Annotated in this window: 16 protein-coding genes; 7 read left to right on the top strand and 9 right to left on the bottom strand. The window is 65.6% G+C overall.

Annotated elements, in window-relative coordinates:
- The first annotated feature begins 24 nt into the window (after positions 1-24).
- On the top strand, positions 25-249 hold the full coding sequence (locus tag LB523_RS18025; RefSeq protein WP_041008353.1) for a hypothetical protein: 225 nt from the start codon (positions 25-27) through the stop codon (positions 247-249).
- Between the two features lie 14 nt (positions 250-263).
- Here LB523_RS18025 and LB523_RS18020 read toward each other — a convergent pair whose 3' ends face one another.
- Positions 264-770 carry an OsmC family protein gene (locus tag LB523_RS18020; RefSeq protein ID WP_224605514.1) on the bottom strand — a complete coding sequence of 169 codons (507 nt, stop codon included), beginning with the start codon at positions 768-770 and terminating at the stop codon, positions 264-266.
- 383 nt (positions 771-1153) lie between these two features.
- Here LB523_RS18020 and LB523_RS18015 point away from each other — a divergent pair, with 383 nt between their 5' ends.
- Positions 1154-2650, top strand: coding sequence for a S10 family peptidase (locus LB523_RS18015; RefSeq protein ID WP_224605511.1), 1497 nt, complete (start codon positions 1154-1156; stop codon positions 2648-2650).
- A gap of 155 nt (positions 2651-2805) precedes the next feature.
- Here the strand turns inward: LB523_RS18015 and LB523_RS18010 are convergent, their stop codons facing one another.
- On the bottom strand, positions 2806-3225 hold the full coding sequence (locus LB523_RS18010) for a hypothetical protein (RefSeq protein WP_224605508.1): 420 nt from the start codon (positions 3223-3225) through the stop codon (positions 2806-2808).
- Between the two features lie 171 nt (positions 3226-3396).
- Here LB523_RS18010 and LB523_RS18005 point away from each other — a divergent pair, with 171 nt between their 5' ends.
- Both LB523_RS18005 and LB523_RS18000 read left to right on the top strand, forming a co-directional pair.
- Positions 3397-4293: a DMT family transporter gene (locus LB523_RS18005; protein ID WP_224605505.1), complete on the top strand. Its 897-nt coding sequence runs from the start codon at positions 3397-3399 to the stop codon at positions 4291-4293.
- A gap of 37 nt (positions 4294-4330) precedes the next feature.
- Positions 4331-5248 (top strand): DMT family transporter, encoded by a 918-nt coding sequence (locus LB523_RS18000; protein WP_224605503.1) that lies wholly within the window; start codon positions 4331-4333, stop codon positions 5246-5248.
- A 146-nt stretch (positions 5249-5394) separates the two neighbouring features.
- Here the strand turns inward: LB523_RS18000 and LB523_RS17995 are convergent, their stop codons facing one another.
- Complete coding sequence (locus LB523_RS17995; RefSeq protein WP_224605500.1) at positions 5395-6171, bottom strand: LysR substrate-binding domain-containing protein; 777 nt, start codon at positions 6169-6171, stop codon at positions 5395-5397.
- Positions 6172-6282: 111 nt separating this feature from the next.
- Here LB523_RS17995 and LB523_RS17990 point away from each other — a divergent pair, with 111 nt between their 5' ends.
- Entirely contained in the window at positions 6283-6690 is a 408-nt protein-coding gene (locus LB523_RS17990) for a tautomerase family protein (protein WP_224605481.1), read from the top strand.
- Positions 6691-6991: 301 nt separating this feature from the next.
- Entirely contained in the window at positions 6992-9214 is a 2223-nt protein-coding gene (locus tag LB523_RS17985) for an AMP-binding protein (protein ID WP_224605476.1), read from the top strand.
- A 9-nt stretch (positions 9215-9223) separates the two neighbouring features.
- Here the strand turns inward: LB523_RS17985 and LB523_RS17980 are convergent, their stop codons facing one another.
- Both LB523_RS17980 and LB523_RS17975 read right to left on the bottom strand, forming a co-directional pair.
- On the bottom strand, positions 9224-10039 hold the full coding sequence (locus tag LB523_RS17980; protein ID WP_411966475.1) for a CDP-alcohol phosphatidyltransferase family protein: 816 nt from the start codon (positions 10037-10039) through the stop codon (positions 9224-9226).
- A 3-nt stretch (positions 10040-10042) separates the two neighbouring features.
- A complete protein-coding gene (locus LB523_RS17975) occupies positions 10043-10780 on the bottom strand; it encodes a phosphatidylserine decarboxylase (protein WP_318011980.1) in 738 nt (245 codons plus the stop codon).
- Positions 10781-10917: 137 nt separating this feature from the next.
- Between LB523_RS17975 and LB523_RS17970 the strand changes: the two genes are divergently transcribed.
- Entirely contained in the window at positions 10918-11814 is an 897-nt protein-coding gene (locus tag LB523_RS17970; RefSeq protein ID WP_224605473.1) for an SMP-30/gluconolactonase/LRE family protein, read from the top strand.
- On the opposite strand, the gene LB523_RS17965 is transcribed toward LB523_RS17970, so the two are convergent.
- The 4 genes from LB523_RS17965 to LB523_RS17950 form a co-directional block, all read right to left on the bottom strand.
- A complete protein-coding gene (locus LB523_RS17965) occupies positions 11790-12131 on the bottom strand; it encodes an antibiotic biosynthesis monooxygenase (RefSeq protein ID WP_224605471.1) in 342 nt (113 codons plus the stop codon). The genes LB523_RS17970 and LB523_RS17965 overlap by 25 nt on opposite strands.
- Positions 12132-12428: 297 nt before the next feature.
- Complete coding sequence (locus tag LB523_RS17960) at positions 12429-14312, bottom strand: ABCB family ABC transporter ATP-binding protein/permease (protein WP_095766982.1); 1884 nt, start codon at positions 14310-14312, stop codon at positions 12429-12431.
- Positions 14312-14647 carry an ArsR/SmtB family transcription factor gene (locus LB523_RS17955; RefSeq protein ID WP_224605468.1) on the bottom strand — a complete coding sequence of 112 codons (336 nt, stop codon included), beginning with the start codon at positions 14645-14647 and terminating at the stop codon, positions 14312-14314. Before LB523_RS17955 ends, LB523_RS17960 begins: the two co-directional genes overlap by 1 nt.
- A 94-nt stretch (positions 14648-14741) precedes the next feature.
- Positions 14742-16265, bottom strand: coding sequence for a LysM peptidoglycan-binding domain-containing protein (locus tag LB523_RS17950; RefSeq protein WP_224605457.1), 1524 nt, complete (start codon positions 16263-16265; stop codon positions 14742-14744).
- Positions 16266-16329 lie beyond the last annotated feature (64 nt).

Below are 16329 nucleotides of genomic sequence, written 5' to 3'. Positions count from 1 at the left end.
GACATTTCAAAGCGAGGAATTCCCATGGCTGCTACTCCCAGCGTAGCGTTGGTCTGGTATCTGGTGATCGCCGGCCCGCAGGGCGGCATGGTGGTGCTGCCCAGCACCTTCGACACCCGCGAACAATGCACCAACGCCATCACCGAATATCAGAAGCAGCCGACCCCTCAGGGCTGGGCCGTGCAATGCGTGCCGAGCGCCTCGCCGTTTACCGATGAAGGGGATGCGGAAACGCCCTCGGCGCAGTAGCGCGAGGCGTCGTTTCAGCGCCGCGCGCTCACGCTCAACGCCGGCTTGTTGTTGATCGTCTGGAACACCACGCAGTAGCGCTCGGTGAGCTTGATGAGCGAATCGATGCGCTCTTGCGGCTCGTCGGTGTCGAGATCGAATTTCAGTCTTATCTCGCGGAAGCCGACCGGCGCGTCGTGGGCGACGCCCAGCGTGCCGCGAAAATCGAGATCGCCCTCGGCCTCGACGGTAGCGTTGCCGAGCTTGAACTCCAAGGCGGTCGCCACCGCTTTCAGCGTCACGCCGGCGCAGGCGACCAGCGCTTCCAGCAGCATGTCTCCCGAGCACAGCTCGAGGCCCGAGCCGCCGGTGGCCGGATGAAGCCCGGCGACAGCAAGCGCCCTACCGGTCTCCACCTTGCAGGCGATCGACTGGTCGTCGAGCGTGCCGCGGGCCTTCAGCGTGATCAGCGCCCTTGCGGCATCCTCGCGATAGGCGTCCTTCAACGGGGCCTGCATGGCCTTGAGGGCGGTGGAGTCCATTTTGTAGTCCTTCCGATACGTCTTTGATGCCTTTATAGCACTGTCAGAGCTAGGAAAGCTTGCCGCCGACTATCATCCCTCCCAGCTTGAAAAGTTGGCGAAGACTAAACATGACGGCTGATCTCCCCCCTTGCGGGGGAGATGTCCGGCAGGACAGAGGGGGGTGCTGTCCCGCCATCATGTCAGCTGTTCACAGCGCGCGAACTCGGACAGAAGTTCCTGTAGCAAGACGAGTCAATCAGGGGTCGAGTTCCGTCACACCCCCCTCTGCCCTGCCGGGCATCTCCCCCGCAAGGGGGGAGATTGGCAGCTTCTGCGCCGCGCCCCTTTGACTTCCCTCGCCCCGGCCATACTTTTGCGGATGCCATCCAAGCGGAGCCCACATGCGATCCAAGCTCGTCTCCCTCATCCTGCTGGCGGTCGCCGCCTTCGCTCAGCCCACCTTCGCCGAAGCACCCGAGCGTCCAGCCCCGACCGGCGGCGTGCTGTCGCTGCTGCCGCCACCACAGGTGACCGAGCATTCGATCACGCTCGGCGGGCGCAAGCTGGATTACCAGGCCAAGGCCGGCACGCTGTCGCTCCTATCCGGCAAGGGCGAGGTGACGGCCGAGATCTTCTATGTCGCCTACTCGCAGCAATCGCCCGCCCCGGCGAAGGAGCGGCCGATCACCTTTGTCTTCAACGGCGGGCCCGGTGCTGCGTCGGCTTACCTGCATCTCGGCGCGATCGGGCCGCGCATCGTCGAGACCGCCGCCAACGGCGAGTTCCTGCGGCCGCCGCAAAAGCTTATCGACAATCCCGACAGCTGGCTCGACATGAGCGATCTCGTCTTCGTCGATCCGGTCGGCACCGGATACAGCCGCGAAGCGCCTGGGCACGAGCCGAAGGAATTCTGGAGCGTCGATGCCGACGCCAGCTCGGTCGGCGCCTTCATCCGCCTCTATCTGGCGCAGAACGGCCGCACCGGATCGCCGCTGTTCCTCGCCGGCGAGAGCTATGGCGGCTTTCGCGCGGCGCTGCTTGCCCGCACGCTGCAGGAGGATGTCGGCCTCAGCCCCAGCGGCATCGTGCTGATCTCGCCGGCGCTGGAATTCATGCTGGTGCGGCCCGACCAATTCGACCAGCTGCACTGGGCGCTGGAGCTGCCTTCGCTGGCGGCAACGCGGCTGAAGGGCGACGGCGTGAGCGGCGACGCGTTGCGCGACAGGTTGGCCGAGGTCGAGCATTATGCGCTCGGCGATTACCTGACGGCGCTGAACAGCGGGCTGGAGCAAGGCAGCAAGCTCGCCAGCGGGCGCGTATCGGAGATCGCCGGCCTGCCGCTGGAGCTCGTCCAGCGCAATTTCGCCCGCATCCCTATCGGGCTTTTCGCCAAGGAATTCCAGCGCGCCACGGGCAAGGTTCTGAGCCCCTACGACGGCACCATCGGCACTGCCGACATCGCGCCGCAAAGCGCCCGTGAGGCCGGCCTCGACCCGGTGCTCGACCGCAGCGTTCCGGTGCTGACCTCCGCCTTCGTCGCTTACGCCCGCGACGAGCTGAACTACCGCACCGACGTCAGCTACCGGCTGCTCAATGGCGAGGTCAGCCGCAGCTGGGATTACGGCACATCAGGCCAGGGCTATGCCGGTGTGATGAACGACCTCCAGCGCGCCCGCTCGCTCAACCCGGCGCTGGGTGTCGTCATCGTCAACGGCTATACCGATCTCGTCACGCCCTATCTCGCCTCGCGCTATCTGGTGAACCAGCTTCCTTCGCTGTCAGATGCCAAGCCGATCCGGCTCGACGTCGTCGACGGCGGCCACATGATGTATCTGCGGCCGGACGGACGGCGCGCGCTGAAGGACGCGGCATCGGAGCTCTATCAGGCGACGCAATAATGGCAGGTCACGCGCGCAGGCGACCCGCGCCTGCATCAGGGCAAAGCCGGGCAGGTTCGTCGCGCGAATGCAGCGGATTGGCGGCGTTCTCGTCATGATGACCTCAGAAGAACAAAAAGCGCGGTCGAGATTTGGATCGGTAGGCTTGTCGTAGGTCATGCGAACACTTTATTTGCCGTTTGCCAGCGAGCGGCGCAGTTGCTCGTCCACTCATCGGCCAGCCTGTCGCAGACAGGGCTATCCGTCTCGCAGCGAAGTTCCCGGTTCGCAATCCAGTTGCCTTGCTGATCCTTGTCGAACCGCCTGCATGTCACGGCAGGATAGGCCTTCTCGGAGGGCTTTGTGAAAACCCACTGCGTCAGTCCATCATCCGAAACGAACAAGTCGAACCGCTCTGAAGCCGGGGCTTGATGGAGACTGCCCTGCGCCCGCACCTGCCTGAGAAAATCGCCGCTGTCGGCGCCGTGGATGCCGCACATCGTCGAGGGCCCGTGCTTGTAACGATAGACGGTCTCCGCTCCGGACGTCCCCGCGATCGCGCTCAGGATCGCGCCCGCCATAACGACTGCCTTCACCCGACGCTCCTCCGCCTTGCTTTCCCACGCTACCACCCCGTGCCTCGATTGCCATCCCTGCGCCAACGCAAGCGCTGCGCTGGAGCAGCGCAGTGCAAGCTTTCGCCCCTATAGCTGGAGCAACGGTCCCGACCGGGGCGGAACCGCCTCACGCAAACACGCTGAGCCCTTATGGCCGATGTCGTCATCCTGGAAAGCCGCGAAAGGGTGCTGGCCGGCATCCTGTTCATGGCCGCCGCCTATTTCCTGTTTTCGGCGCAGGATGCCTCGATCAAGCTCCTGGTCGCCGGCATGACGGTCTGGCAGATCATGCTCGTCCGCTCGATCACCGTGCTCCTCGCCTGCGGCGCGGTCGGCGGCAGGCGGCTGTTCGCCGACACGATCGATTCGCCGATCGTCAGGCCGATGCTGTTGCGCAGCGCCTTCACGCTCTCCGCCTGGCTTTGCTACTACAACGCCGCGCGCTCGCTGCAGCTTGCCGAGCTCACCACCATCTATTACGCCGCGCCGATCATCGTCACCGTGCTGTCCGTGCTGATCCTGGGCGAGACGGTGCCGCTGCTGCGCTGGCTGGCGGTGTTCATCGGCTTCGTCGGCGTCTTCATCGCCTGCGATCCGACCCGGCTCGGCTTCTCCGTGCCGGTGCTCCTGGTGCTGGCAGCGGCCGTCCTTTGGGGGATCGCCGTGGTGCTGCTGCGCAAGACAGCGCTGCAGGAACGCACGACGATCCAGCTCGTGCTCAACAATTTCTATTTCCTGCTCTTCTCGGCCGTGCCGGCGCTGCTTTGGTGGCGCATGCCCGATTGGCGGCAGCTTCTTTTGCTTGTCAGCGTCGGGGCACTCGGCGGGGTGGCGCAATATGCGCTGTTCGAAGGCATGAAGCGCGCGCCGGTGTCGATTATTGCGCCGTTCGAATACACCTCGCTGGTCTGGGCCTTCGCGCTGGGCTACGCCATCTGGGGCGACGTGCCGCGCACGGAAGTGTTCATGGGCGCGGCGCTGATCATCGGCGCCGGCCTGCTCATCGTCGGCAACGAGCATTTCCGCAGACGGGAGCAGGCCTCATGACGGAAGGCTGTCAGGAGCAACTGGGTAGGCTGGCGCCATGACGGACACGCTCGACATGCCGGAAAAGCTTGCGCCTGCCGCCGCCGACGTGGCTGCCGAGCGCACGCTCGGCATCATCCTGGTGTCGGCATCGGCGATCGCCTTCGCGCTCACCGGCGTGTTGACCAAGTCGATCCATGCCGATCCGCTGACCATCACCTGCTGGCGCGGTTTTTTCGGCTCGATCCTGATCAGTTCCTACGTGCTGTGGCGCCGGCGCCGCTCGGGCGGCCGCGAAAGCCTGAAACTCGGCTGGCGCGGCTGGCTGCTCGCGGTCGAGGGCGCCGCGGCCAGCATCGCCTTCATCTCGGCCTTCAAATTCACCTATGTCGCCAATGTCGCGGTGATCTACGCCACCTCGCCCTTCATCGCCGCACTGCTCGCCTTCCTTCTGGTGCGGGAAAAATTCCGGCTGCAGACGATGATCGCGGCGGCCGTATCGCTTTGCGGCGTCGCCATCATGGTGGGCGCCGGCCTCGGCAGCGGGCACCTGTTCGGCGACGCCCTGGCGCTGCTGATGACCGCCGGCAGCGCGCTCTACATGATCATGGTGCGCGCTTTTCGCGACTCGCCGGTCGTCTGGGCGGGCGCTGTCTCGGCCTTCCTGCTTTTCGTGCTCGGCTGGTTCATCACCGATCCGCTGGCCGTATCCGCCCGCGACGTGGCACTGCTTGCCACCTTCGGCTGCTCTTTCGCGCTCGCCTCGATCCTGTGGACGGAAGGCTCGCGGCTGATCCCGTCGGCGGAAGCCGGCCTGCTCGGTTCCGCCGAGGTGCCGTTCGCCATCCTGTTTGCCCTGCTGTTTCTGGGCGAACTCCCACCGATGGCCAGCATCATCGGCGGAGCCATCGTGCTTTGCGCGGTCTTTGCGCATGCCGGACGCGACTGGCTGAAGGCGAAATCGGCGGGTTCATAAAAATATTTCGCCGGTCACGGAACCATCATCCGCGTGGAGCATTATTGGATCGACGGGTCACCCCCCAAGTCCCCCCAAACCCCTCGACCCGTCCGACTAGAAGCCGACCCTCAAAAAAGGTCGGCTTTTTCTTTGGGCGACCGGCCTCAGGACGGAAGGGCCAGGCCGCCGGCAAGCAGCTCCGCCAGGTCCCGCGCCGGGCGGGCGGCTTCGCGGCCGAGCCGGATGACGAAATCGGCCATCGGCAGCGGCGGGAGGTCGAAATCGGCAGATACCTCGACGATGCCCGAATGGACGAAGCGCCGGGTGCGCGGCGTCAGCGCGATGCCGGCGTTGACCGCACTGCGCAGGCCGGCAAGGCTGGCGCTGCCGGCGGCGATACGGTAGCGGCGGCCGGCGGCGTCGAGCGCATTGAGCGCGGCCTCGCGGAAGCCGCAATAGGGATCGAGCAGCGCCAGCGGCACCACCTCCTGTCGCGCCGCCAGGCCTTTTTCCGAGCAGAGCCACAGCATCGGCTCGCTGATCAGGGCCGCTTCATCCGGCGACGGGGCATGGCGCATGGTGATCGCGAGGTCGAGCTGGCCTGCCTGCAACGCCGACCCGAGCTCCAGGGAGCGGCCAACGCGCAGCTCGACCCTGACGCGCGGGTGGCTGGCAGCGAAGGCCCGGAGCAGGTCCGGCAGCCCTTGATCGGCGAAATCCTGCGTCGTGCCGATGGCGATGCGGCCGCCGGCGCGCGCGCCCTTCAGCGCCAGCCAGGCCTCGGTGTGGACGGCAAGGATGCGCCGCGCATGGCCGACAAGATCTTCGCCGGCCGGCGTCAGCCCGCGTCCCCTGCCCTGCGGAATGAGCAGCGGCTCGCCGACGATCTCCTCCAGCCGCTGCATCTGCGCAGTCAGAAGATCCGGATCGAGCGTTTCCATACTTCAATGCTATCGAACTATTTATCAAAAACAATTCGATTTTATTGATGCTATGCCGATGGCATGGTCCTCCCATCGACGGCGCGAGGCGCCCAACTCGGAGGATAAAAAATGCCGATCATCAATATCAGCGTCACCGGCAAGCCGGACGCCAAGCTGTCCGCCGCAATCGCCAGGGAGGCCACCGATATCACGGCGAAACTGTTGCACAAGGATCCGACGATCACCGCGGTCGCCGTCAACTACATCGATCCGCAGCACTGGTTCGCCGGCGGCAAGTCGCTGGCCGAGCACGGTACCAACACGTTTTGGCTCGACATCAAGGTCGTCGACGGCACCAACACAAAGCTCGAGCTCGAAGCCTATCTCAAGGCGATCTTCGGGGCCTTCGGCCGGCTGCTTAACGGCGTGCATGAGGAAAGCTACGCCTTGGTGCACGAAGTGCCGGCGGCGGCCTATGGCTATGGCGGCAAAAGCCAGGAGTTCCGGTTCATCAGTGGGAGGTTGAAGGCGGCGTAGCGCCGTCTTCCCCTTCTCCCCTTGTGGGAGAAGGTGGCCGAGCGAAGCTCGGTCGGATGAGGGGTGTTGGACGGAGCGCGGCGTCGCAAGCTAAGCGCCTCAAGAGCTGGATTTTCCAGCGCCTCATTTCTTCCAACCCCCCTCATCCGTCTCGGCGCTGCGCGCCGATCCACCTTCTCCCACAAGGGGAGAAGGGAAAGCTCTCCGACCCCGCATTGACCTTGCCCGCACTTCCGCTACCCTCTGCCACCGAAGCGGTCGCTCAAGAGCCGCGCCCTGGAGGAGACTGGGAGAGAGCGGCATGATCCTGACCCTGGCGCTGCTGGCGGGCCTTGTCTTTGCCTGGCTGCTGATTGCCGTGATCGAGCGGTTCCGGCTCGACCTGCGCTTCACCCAGGCGCTGCTCTATGTGCCGTTCAAGCTCGCCTACCGCATCGCCGACAATCGCATGCGCATCGCCCGCAGCGCCAAGACGCCGGTCATCTATGTCGTCTGGCACCAGTCACGCATCGAGCCGGCGCTGATGCTGTCGCTGCTTCCCGACGACACGCTGCATATCCTGGACGAGGCTTCGGCGCGCTCGCCCTGGCTGGAGCCGTGGCGCGAGCTTGCGCGTACCATCGCCTTCAACGCCGAGCATATCTTCGTCAGCCGCCGGCTGGTGCGTGTGCTGAAGGGCAAGGGGCGGCTTGCCGTCTATCTGCCGGACAATGTCGAGCCGGACGTCAAGTCCTTCAGGCTATTTCGTGCCATCACCCGCATCGCCATGCAGGCCGACGCACGCATCGTGCCGATCTTCGTTGCCGGCACGCGTGACCTGCCGGTGTCGCTGACGCCGAAGGAAAAAGCGCCGCGCCACTGGTTCCCGCGGCTTTCGATGAGTGTGCTGGAGCCGATGACCATCGCCGAGCTGGTGGCGCGCAACCCCGACATGGCATCCAACACCAACGCGCTGTTCGACCGGTTCGCCGAGGCGCGGCTTTACGGCACCAATCTCGATCGCGGGCTCTTCCTCGCCATGCGCGACGCCGCCGACCGCATCGGCCCTTCGCGCCCGATCATCGAGGATGTGATTTCCGGTTCGCTCAGCTGCCGCAAGCTGTTCATCGGCGCGCGCGTGCTCGGCCGCCATTTCGAGGCGGTGACCGCGCCCGGCGAAGCAGTCGGCGTGCTGCTGCCCAATGCCAATGGCGTGGTGCTTACCTTCGTCGGCGTGATCTCCGCGGCCCGCGTGGCGGCGATGATCAACTACACCGCCGGCCCGGCGAGCGTGACCGCGGCGGTCCGCACCGCTGTGATCCGCACCGTGATCTCGTCCCGCGCGTTCATCGAAAAGGCCGGCATCGACGACATCGTCGCAGCGGTCGAGGCGGGTGGCGCCAAGATGCTGTGGCTGGAAGATGTGCGCGCCAATGTGACGACCCTGGACAAGGTTGCCGCCGCGCTTCTGTGGCGTTTGCCACTGCAGCGGCAGCAAGCCCCGAAGCCCGCTGTCATCCTGTTCACCTCCGGCTCGGAAGGCACGCCGAAGGCGGTGGTGCTGTCGAACCGCAACCTGCTTGCCAATGTCATGCAGGCCGAGGCGCGCGTCTCCGTCTCGCCGGCCGACATCCTGCTCAACGTGCTGCCGGTGTTCCATTCCTTCGGGTTGACCGGCGGCACCATCCTGCCGTTGGTGCTGGGCGTTAAGCTGTTCCTCTACCCCTCGCCGCTGCACTACAAGATCATCCCAGAGATCGCCCGCAAGGTGAAGCCGACCGTGATGTTCGGCACCGACACTTTTCTGGCCAACTACGCCCGCACCGCCAAGGACGGCGACTTCTCCAGCTTGCGCTTCGTCGTGGCCGGCGCCGAAGCGGTGAAGCCGGAAACGCGGCGCACCTACCGCGACCGTTTCCAGGCCTCGATCGTGGAAGGCTTCGGGCTGACCGAGGCCGCGCCCGTGGTGGCGGTGAACACCGCCATCCACAGCCGCGACGGCACAGTGGGGCGGCCGCTGCCGGCGATCCGCATGAAGCTGGAGCCGGTCGAAGGCATCGCCGAGGGCGGCCGGCTGTGGCTCGACGGACCGAACATGATGATGGGCTACATGACCGCCGACCGTCCCGGCGAATTGCAGCGGCTGGAAGGCTGGCACGACACCGGCGATATCGTCTCGGTCGACCGCGAGGGCTTCATCACCATACGCGGGCGGGCCAAGCGCTTCGCCAAGATCGCCGGCGAGATGGTGTCGCTGGGCGCCGTCGAGATGCTGGTGCAGTCGCTATGGCCGGAAGAGCGCCACGCAGCGGTGGCAGTGCCCGACAAGAGGCGCGGCGAGCGCATCGTGCTGGTCACCACCGCCGACGAAGCCAATGCCGAGGAGCTGCGCCAGTTCGGCAAGAAGGCCGGCGCGGCCGAGCTGATGGTGCCCAACGACATCATCAAGGTGGAAGAGATCCCGGTGCTGGGCTCGGGCAAGACGGACTACATCTCGGCGCGCAAGCTGGCGATCGACCGGCTGGGGCTGAGTGCGGCGGCCTAGGGCGCAGCGCTACCCGATATCCGACGGCGGCACCTTCTCGCCTTCGCGCATGGCCCGCTTGGAATAGGCGCGCACCGACAACGGCAGGAAAAGCAGGTACCCAGCGACGGAAGCCGTCAGCGTGTACCAGGGATAGGTCATCAGCAAGAGGATGTAGAGCACGACGCCGAGGATGACCGGCAGCACCCTGTCGCCCGGCACCTTGATGCTCTTGCCCGAATAGACCGGCAGGCGGCTGACCAGAAGGAAAGCGACCAGCACGGTGAAGCCGGTGGCGACGAAGGCGGCCGGCCGGCTGGGCTCCAGGCCGAGCCGCAGGAAATAAAGATAGAGCGGCAGCATGACCAGCACAGCACCCGCCGGGGCCGGCACGCCGACGAAATATTCGGTCTGCCAGGCCGGCTGCTCGGCGTCGTCGGCCAGAACGTTGAAGCGGGCCAGCCGCATGCCGCAGGCGATGGTGAAGAGAAGTGCGGCGATCCAGCCTGGCGAGCCGGCGCGGTCGAGCAGGAAGGCATAGAGCACCAGGGCCGGCGCCACGCCGAAATTGACGATATCGGCCAGCGAATCCATCTGCGCGCCGAATTTCGAGGTCGCCTTCAGCATGCGCGCCAGTCGCCCGTCGATGCCGTCGAGGAACGCGGCAAGCAACACCATGACCACAGCGATCTCGAAGCGGTTCTCGAAGGCGAAGCGGATGCCGGATAGGCCGGCGCAGATGGCAAGCACGGTGACCAGGTTGGGCAGCACCATGCGCATCGGGATCTCGCGGATGCGCGGGCCGCCGCTGGCATGGGCTTCGAATTTCTTGAACGGCGCGCCCAACGCTCAGGAAACCCTGACCAAGGGCGTGACCGCGGTGCCACCGAATTCGGCAAGCACGGTCTCGCCGCCGACCGCCGTCTGTCCGACCGCGACGCGCGGCACGGCGCCCGACGGGAGGAAGACGTCGACGCGCGAGCCGAAGCGGATCAGGCCGAAACGCTCGCCTATCGCGATCGTACCGCCGGCCTCGGCCCAGCAGACGATGCGGCGCGCCACAAGGCCGGCGATCTGTACGGCGGCAATCGTGCCGTTCGGGCTGTCGATGACCAGGCCGTTGCGCTCGTTCTCCGCGCTTGCCTTGTCGAGCTCGGCATTGAGGAATTTGCCGGGCTTGTGCTCGATGCGCGTGATCCGGCCGCGCACCGGAGCGCGGTTGATGTGGCACGAAAACACATTCATGAACACCGAGATCCGGGTCATCTCGCCGGAGCCCAGCCCAAGCTCGCTCGGCGGCACGGCGGGGCCGACGGCCGAGACCACGCCATCGGCCGGGCTCACCACCAGCCGGTCGTCGACCGGGGTGACGCGCTCGGGGTCGCGGTAGAAATAGATGCACCATGCGGTCAGGATCAGTCCGATCCAGAACAGGACCGAGGAGAAGTAGCCGAGGAACAGCGTCGCCGCGGCGAAGGCGGCGATGAAGGGGTAGCCTTCGCGATGGATCGGAACGAACGTATTCTTGACCGAGTCGAGAAGCGTCATAGGGCTTGGGGCGGTCCCTGTTTCAGGTTGCGCCTCAATAGCGGAAAGCCCCCCTCCCCGCAACGCAACAATGGGGGAGGCAGCAACGCCGGCGTGCAAGCCTAAATTTTGCTCCGGGTGTCGGACCCCGGCTCCGTCACGCGTCCTTGGCGAGAGGACACCCAAGGAGCCCGCCAATGCCTTCGCAGAAACCGTCTGCAATGAGTGCCAAGGTCGTCACACAAGGCCTAGCCTTCGGCGAGTCGCCGCGCTGGCATGACGGCCGGCTCTGGCTCTGCAACTGGGGCACCGGCGAGATCGTCGCGGTGGACGAAAACGGCCGGAGCGAGGTGATGCTTGCCGTGCCGGCCGTCCTGCCCTATTCGATCGACTGGTTGCCGGATGGCCGGCTTCTGGTGGTCTCGGGGCGGGAAGGCCTGCTGCTCAGGCAGGAGGCAGGCGGGACGCTCGTCACCCATGCCGATCTGAGGCATCTGTCGAAGAACCCCTGGAACGAAATCGTCGTCGATGGGCGCGGCAACATCTATGTCAATGGCGGCGGGCCGGCACCGGCGCCGGGCGAGCATTTCGGACCGGGCACGATCGTGCTGGTCGCAGCGGACGGCAGCGTGCGGCAGGTCGCCGAGGATATCGCCTTTGCCAACGGCATGGCGGTGACGCCGGACAATCAGACGCTGATCGTCGCCGAATCCCACGCCAACCGATTGACCGCCTTCGACATCGCCGAAGATGGGGGCCTTTCCAACCGTCGCGTTTGGGCCGATCTCCGGAACGACTATCCCGACGGGATCTGCATCGATGCCGAAGGCTGTGTCTGGTATGCCGACGTGCCGAACCGCCACTGTGTGAGGGTCCGCAAAGGCGGCGAGAAAATCGACAGGGTTGAGGTCGATCGCGGCTGCTTTGCCTGCATGCTGGGCGGCTCCGACGGCAGGACGTTGTTCATCGCCGCCGCCGAATGGCGTGGGTTCGAAAACATGGTGAGCGACGCCCGCACCGGCCAGGTGCTGAGCGCCGCTGTTTCGGTGCCCGGAGCCGGGTGGCCTTCCTATAGTTCGGGCACGCGCCGATAGTTGGCTATGTCGGCCTTGACGCCGAGGCGGGCGATCGTTTCCTGCGCGCTGAAGGCGATGCGCTCGTGCGCTGCCTTGACGATCGGCACCACCTTGTCGACCGCGGCCTGGCTTTCCCATTCGACCATGGTGACAAGGTTGAACTCGCCGGGGCCGGAGAATTGCTCGAGCAGGAAGTCCTGCACAAAACCCTCCTGCTGGCGCAGCAATTCATGCGTCATCCTGGCCTTGCTGAGGATTTCGTCGCGCGCTTGCGCCGGCACGACGAATTTGTCGACCCGGAACACGCTACCGGTGCGGTGATTGTTGGTGCTCATTTTCATCCATCTCCGATTTGGAAGGTTTGCCTGTCAGGTGGCTCGGAGGTTGGTTTGCAAGCTCAAGATAGGTTGAGGTCAAGGGGGATTTTGGCGCCTTTCCCTTCTCCCCTTGTGGGAGAAGGTGGATCGGCGCGAAGCGCCGAGACGGATGAGGGGTGCTGGAAGGAATGAGGCGAGAAAAGAATAGATGCTTCAAGCGCTTAGTCTTGTCGTGCGGCGATCCTTCCAACACCCCTCATCCGACCTCGCTTCGCGAGGCCACCTTCTCCCACAGGGGGAGAAGGGGAACAGGCGCTAGCTCACCTCCGACGTCCTTCTCCTCACAATCACCCCAAGCTCGTCGCCCTCGCGCGCAATGCGCAGGCGCTCTTCGGCTTCGGTTGCCTCGCGCTGGCGGTCCCACATCGAGGCGTAGAGGCCGTGCTTGGCAAGCAGCGCCGCATGGGTGCCGCGCTCGGCGATCTGGCCGTCCTTCAGCACGATGATCTCGTCGGCCGAAATCACCGTCGACAGCCGGTGGGCAATCACGATCGTGGTGCGGCCCTTGCTGACCAGGTCGAGCGCTGCCTGGATCTCCTGCTCGGTCTGGGTGTCCAGCGCCGAGGTCGCCTCGTCCAGCATCAGGATCGGCGGCGCCTTGAGGATGGTGCGGGCGATCGCCACGCGCTGCTTCTCGCCGCCCGACAATTTCAGCCCGCGCTCGCCGACCATCGACTTGTAGCCCTCGGGCAGCTTTTGGATGAACGGGCCGATCTGGGCGAGCTCGGCCGCTTTGCGCACCTCCTCCTCGCCGGCGCCGACGCGACCGTAGCGTATGTTGTAGGCGATGGTATCGTTGAACAGCACGGTGTCCTGCGGCACCATGCCAAGCACCGCCCGCAGGCTCTCCTGCGTGACGTCGCGGATGTCCTGGCCGTCGATCAGCACCTGGCCGCCCTGAACGTCATAGAAACGGAACAGCAGCCGGGAGATGGTCGACTTGCCGGCGCCGGACGGGCCGACGATGGCCACGGTCTTGCCGGCCGGCACCTCGAAGGAGACGCCTTTCAGGATCTTGCGGCTGGGGTCATAGGAGAAATGGACGTCGCGGAATTCGACCTTGCCGGGCCCGACCTTCAAAGGCCTGGCATCCGGCTTGTCGACGATCTCCTGGGGCACGTCGAGCAGGTCGAACATATGCTCGATATCGGTCAACCCCTGCCTTATTTCGCGGTAGATGAAGCCGATGAAATTGAGCGGCACCGAAAGCTGGATCAGCATGGCGTTGATGAAGACGAAGTCGCCCACCGTCTGCCTGCCGGCCTGCACCTCCAGCGCCGACATGCACATGACGATGACCGTGCCGAGGCCGAAGATGAGGCCCTGGCCGAAATTCAGCCAGCCGAGCGAGGTCCAGGTTTTCGTCGCGGCGAGCTCGTAGCGTGCCATCGAGCGGTCGAAGCGCTCGGCCTCCATGTGCTCATTGGTGAAATATTTGACCGTCTCGAAGTTGAGCAGCGAGTCGATCGCCTTGGTGTTGGCGTCGGTGTCGCTGTCGTTCATGTCGCGGCGGATCGAGATGCGCCAGTCGCTCGCCTTGACGGTGAACCAGACATAGAGGCTGACGGTGACGGCGACCACGGCGACGTATTTCCAGCCATAGGTGAAGGCAAATATGCCGGCCGTCAGCGCGAATTCGAGGATGGTCGGCGCCGTGTTCAGCATGATGAAGCGCACGATGGTCTCGATGCCCTTGGTGCCGCGCTCGATGATGCGCGACAGGCCGCCGGTGCGGCGCTCGAGATGGAAGCGCAGCGACAGCTGATGCATGTGGACGAAGGTGCGGAAGGCGAGCTGGCGCACCGCATACTGGCCGACACGGGCGAACAGCGCGTCGCGCAGCTGGTTGAAGCCGAGCTGGATCAGGCGCAGCACGTTATAGGCGATGACCAGCGCCACCGGCGCCAGCAGGAAGGATGGCAGCGGCGGCGGTGTCTTCGAGCCATGGGCCAGCGCATCGGTCGCCCATTTGAAGAAATAGGGGCCGGCGACCAATGTGACCTTGGCGACGACCAGAAGCAGCGTCGCCCAGGTGACGCGGGCTCTGAGATCGGCGCGGTCGGCCGGCCACATATAGGGCCACAGATTGCGCAAAGTGGTGAGGGTGCCGGCTTCGGCGGATACGGTCTTTTCGGCCACTAGTCTTGCCTTATGGGTGAGAGGCTGGGGCAGCAGGAGTTGACGAGCTGGATGAGCGAAGCGGAGACGCCCGCAAGCGCGGCGTGGTCGACCGCGTAGCGCGAGCGCTGGCGGTCGGCCTCGAAGCGGACGAGCCCGGCCTCGACCAGGATCTTCAGATGCTGCGAAACGGTCGACTGTGCGAGATCAAGGTGATCGACCACCTCACGGCAGGAGCAGCAGCGGCTGGCCGAGAGATGTTTCAGGATCTCGATGCGCGCCGGATGTGACAGCGCCGCCAGCCGCGCGGCAATGGCGCGGTTTTCGGTGCAGCGGGTCTCGGAGGATTCGGACATCGTTCATCGGCGATAGACGATGAACGGTGAGAGGGCAAGCTAGGCGCATGGGTAGCAGCGTGATCTCCCCTTGTGGGGGAGATCAGCTAATCGCCTACTCCGTCTTCGCCGGCGCGGCTGTCATCTGCTCGCCCATGGCCTTCATGTCGGCGGCCTCGCCTTCCTTCGAAGTCGACGGCACCTTGAACACCTGGCCCGGCCAGATGCGATCGGGATCGCGGATCTGGTCCTTGTTGGCCAGATAGATCGTCGAGAAGCGCGTGCCATAGCCGTAGACGCGGCGCGAGATGCGCCACAGCGTGTCGTTGCGGCGGATGATGACGGAGCTGTCGGCATGTTCGAGCTTTGGCGCGACCGTTTCGGGCACGTCGGACGAGGGCGTCGCCTCGGCAACCTTGGCGGCGCCCCCGGCGGCCGGGGCCGGCTTGGCCGCTTCGGCCGTTGCTGTGTCGGTCGTGGTTTCGGCGGTCTTGGTCTCGGCCGGCTTGGTCTCGGCTGGCTTTGTCTTGCTTGGGGCGACGGCGGCGACCGACGCGCCGGCCTCGCGCTCGAACGGGACGACAGCGCGGGCGACGACCTTAACGCCGTCATTGTCCAGGCCGTCGACATGGATAGTGTAGCTGCCGACCGGAATGTCGCGCGTCGCTTCGATCAGGAAATGCCCGTCGGCCGAAGTCTTGGCGTCGCCGAGCAGGATGGCGTCGGCATAGGCGCGCACCTTGCGGCCGGGATCGGCCGTGCCGGCGACGAAGATCTTGCTGCCGTCGATTTCGACCGCTTCGACCGCGATCTTGGGCTCCGCCGCGGCGGCCGCAGCCGGCGCCGTCGCCTGGTCTGCGGCGGCCGACGCGGTCGCGGCCGGCGCCGAGGCCGTGTCCGATGCCGCCGGCGCGGTCGTTGCCGGAGCTTGGGTCGCAGGCGCCGCTGCCTGATCGGTCGCGGCCGGCGCCGCCGGCTTGCTCTCGGTCTCAGGAACGGTGATCAGTTGCGAGGCCTTGCCTGGCTCCTCGACCATGGCCAGCACCTGGCCGGTCGGGCTCTGCGGCACCGACACGACGGCGGTCTGGGCCGAGGCAACGGCAATGCCGCCAACCGTCTGGCGCAGCGTGATCGTATAGTCGCCGGGCTTCAGCGGATCGTCGAGCACGATGGCGAAGGCGCCGTCGGGTCCGGACTCGGTCGAGCCGAGCACCGTGCCGCCATTCAAGATCTCGACTTTGGCGTTGGGCGCGGCGCTGCCGGCGACAACGATCGAGCCATTGCCCTCGACCCGCACGACATCGAAGGTCGGCAATGTCGGGCCGGCGGCGGGCGCCTGGGCGGCCGGCGCCATGGCGTTGTTGGCCGGCGCCATCTTATTGGCGGGCGCCATGGTGTTGGCTGGCGCCATCGTGTTCGCCGGAGCCATTGTGTTTGCCGGAGCCTGGGGCACGCGCGCCTCTGTGCCGGTGCTCGAGGATTCAGCCGATTTCGCATCGGTCTGCGGCAGCGTCGCGACCTGCGCCGGCTTCTGGTCGTTGATGTAAGGATCGAGCGCGCCCGAGCCGTAGGCGACTGCCGCGACGGCGACAACGCCACCCGCCGCGAACAAAAACGCCTTAGAAGGATTGATCGCCATAATTCCGTATTGCCCCCTTAGCCACCTAACGCCCGGTCTAGCGTGTTTTCCCGAGTCCGACAAG

The sequence above is a fragment of the Mesorhizobium sp. ESP-6-4 genome (assembly GCF_020164735.1).
Lineage (GTDB): Bacteria > Pseudomonadota > Alphaproteobacteria > Rhizobiales > Rhizobiaceae > Mesorhizobium.
This window is presented reverse-complemented; position numbering and strand designations above follow the sequence as displayed.

Coding starts and splice junctions, on each gene's coding strand:
- LB523_RS18015 (WP_224605511.1), top strand. CDS start 1,154: ATGCGATCCAAGCTCGTCTCCCTCATCCTGCTGGCGGTCGCCGCCTTC.
- LB523_RS18000 (WP_224605503.1), top strand. CDS start 4,331: ATGACGGACACGCTCGACATGCCGGAAAAGCTTGCGCCTGCCGCCGCC.
- LB523_RS18025 (WP_041008353.1), top strand. CDS start 25: ATGGCTGCTACTCCCAGCGTAGCGTTGGTCTGGTATCTGGTGATCGCC.
- LB523_RS17965 (WP_224605471.1), bottom strand. CDS start 12,131: ATGAGCACCAACAATCACCGCACCGGTAGCGTGTTCCGGGTCGACAAA.
- LB523_RS17985 (WP_224605476.1), top strand. CDS start 6,992: ATGATCCTGACCCTGGCGCTGCTGGCGGGCCTTGTCTTTGCCTGGCTG.
- LB523_RS17970 (WP_224605473.1), top strand. CDS start 10,918: ATGCCTTCGCAGAAACCGTCTGCAATGAGTGCCAAGGTCGTCACACAA.
- LB523_RS17990 (WP_224605481.1), top strand. CDS start 6,283: ATGCCGATCATCAATATCAGCGTCACCGGCAAGCCGGACGCCAAGCTG.
- LB523_RS18005 (WP_224605505.1), top strand. CDS start 3,397: ATGGCCGATGTCGTCATCCTGGAAAGCCGCGAAAGGGTGCTGGCCGGC.
- LB523_RS18020 (WP_224605514.1), bottom strand. CDS start 770: ATGGACTCCACCGCCCTCAAGGCCATGCAGGCCCCGTTGAAGGACGCC.
- LB523_RS17995 (WP_224605500.1), bottom strand. CDS start 6,171: ATGGAAACGCTCGATCCGGATCTTCTGACTGCGCAGATGCAGCGGCTG.
- LB523_RS17950 (WP_224605457.1), bottom strand. CDS start 16,265: ATGGCGATCAATCCTTCTAAGGCGTTTTTGTTCGCGGCGGGTGGCGTT.
- LB523_RS17955 (WP_224605468.1), bottom strand. CDS start 14,647: ATGTCCGAATCCTCCGAGACCCGCTGCACCGAAAACCGCGCCATTGCC.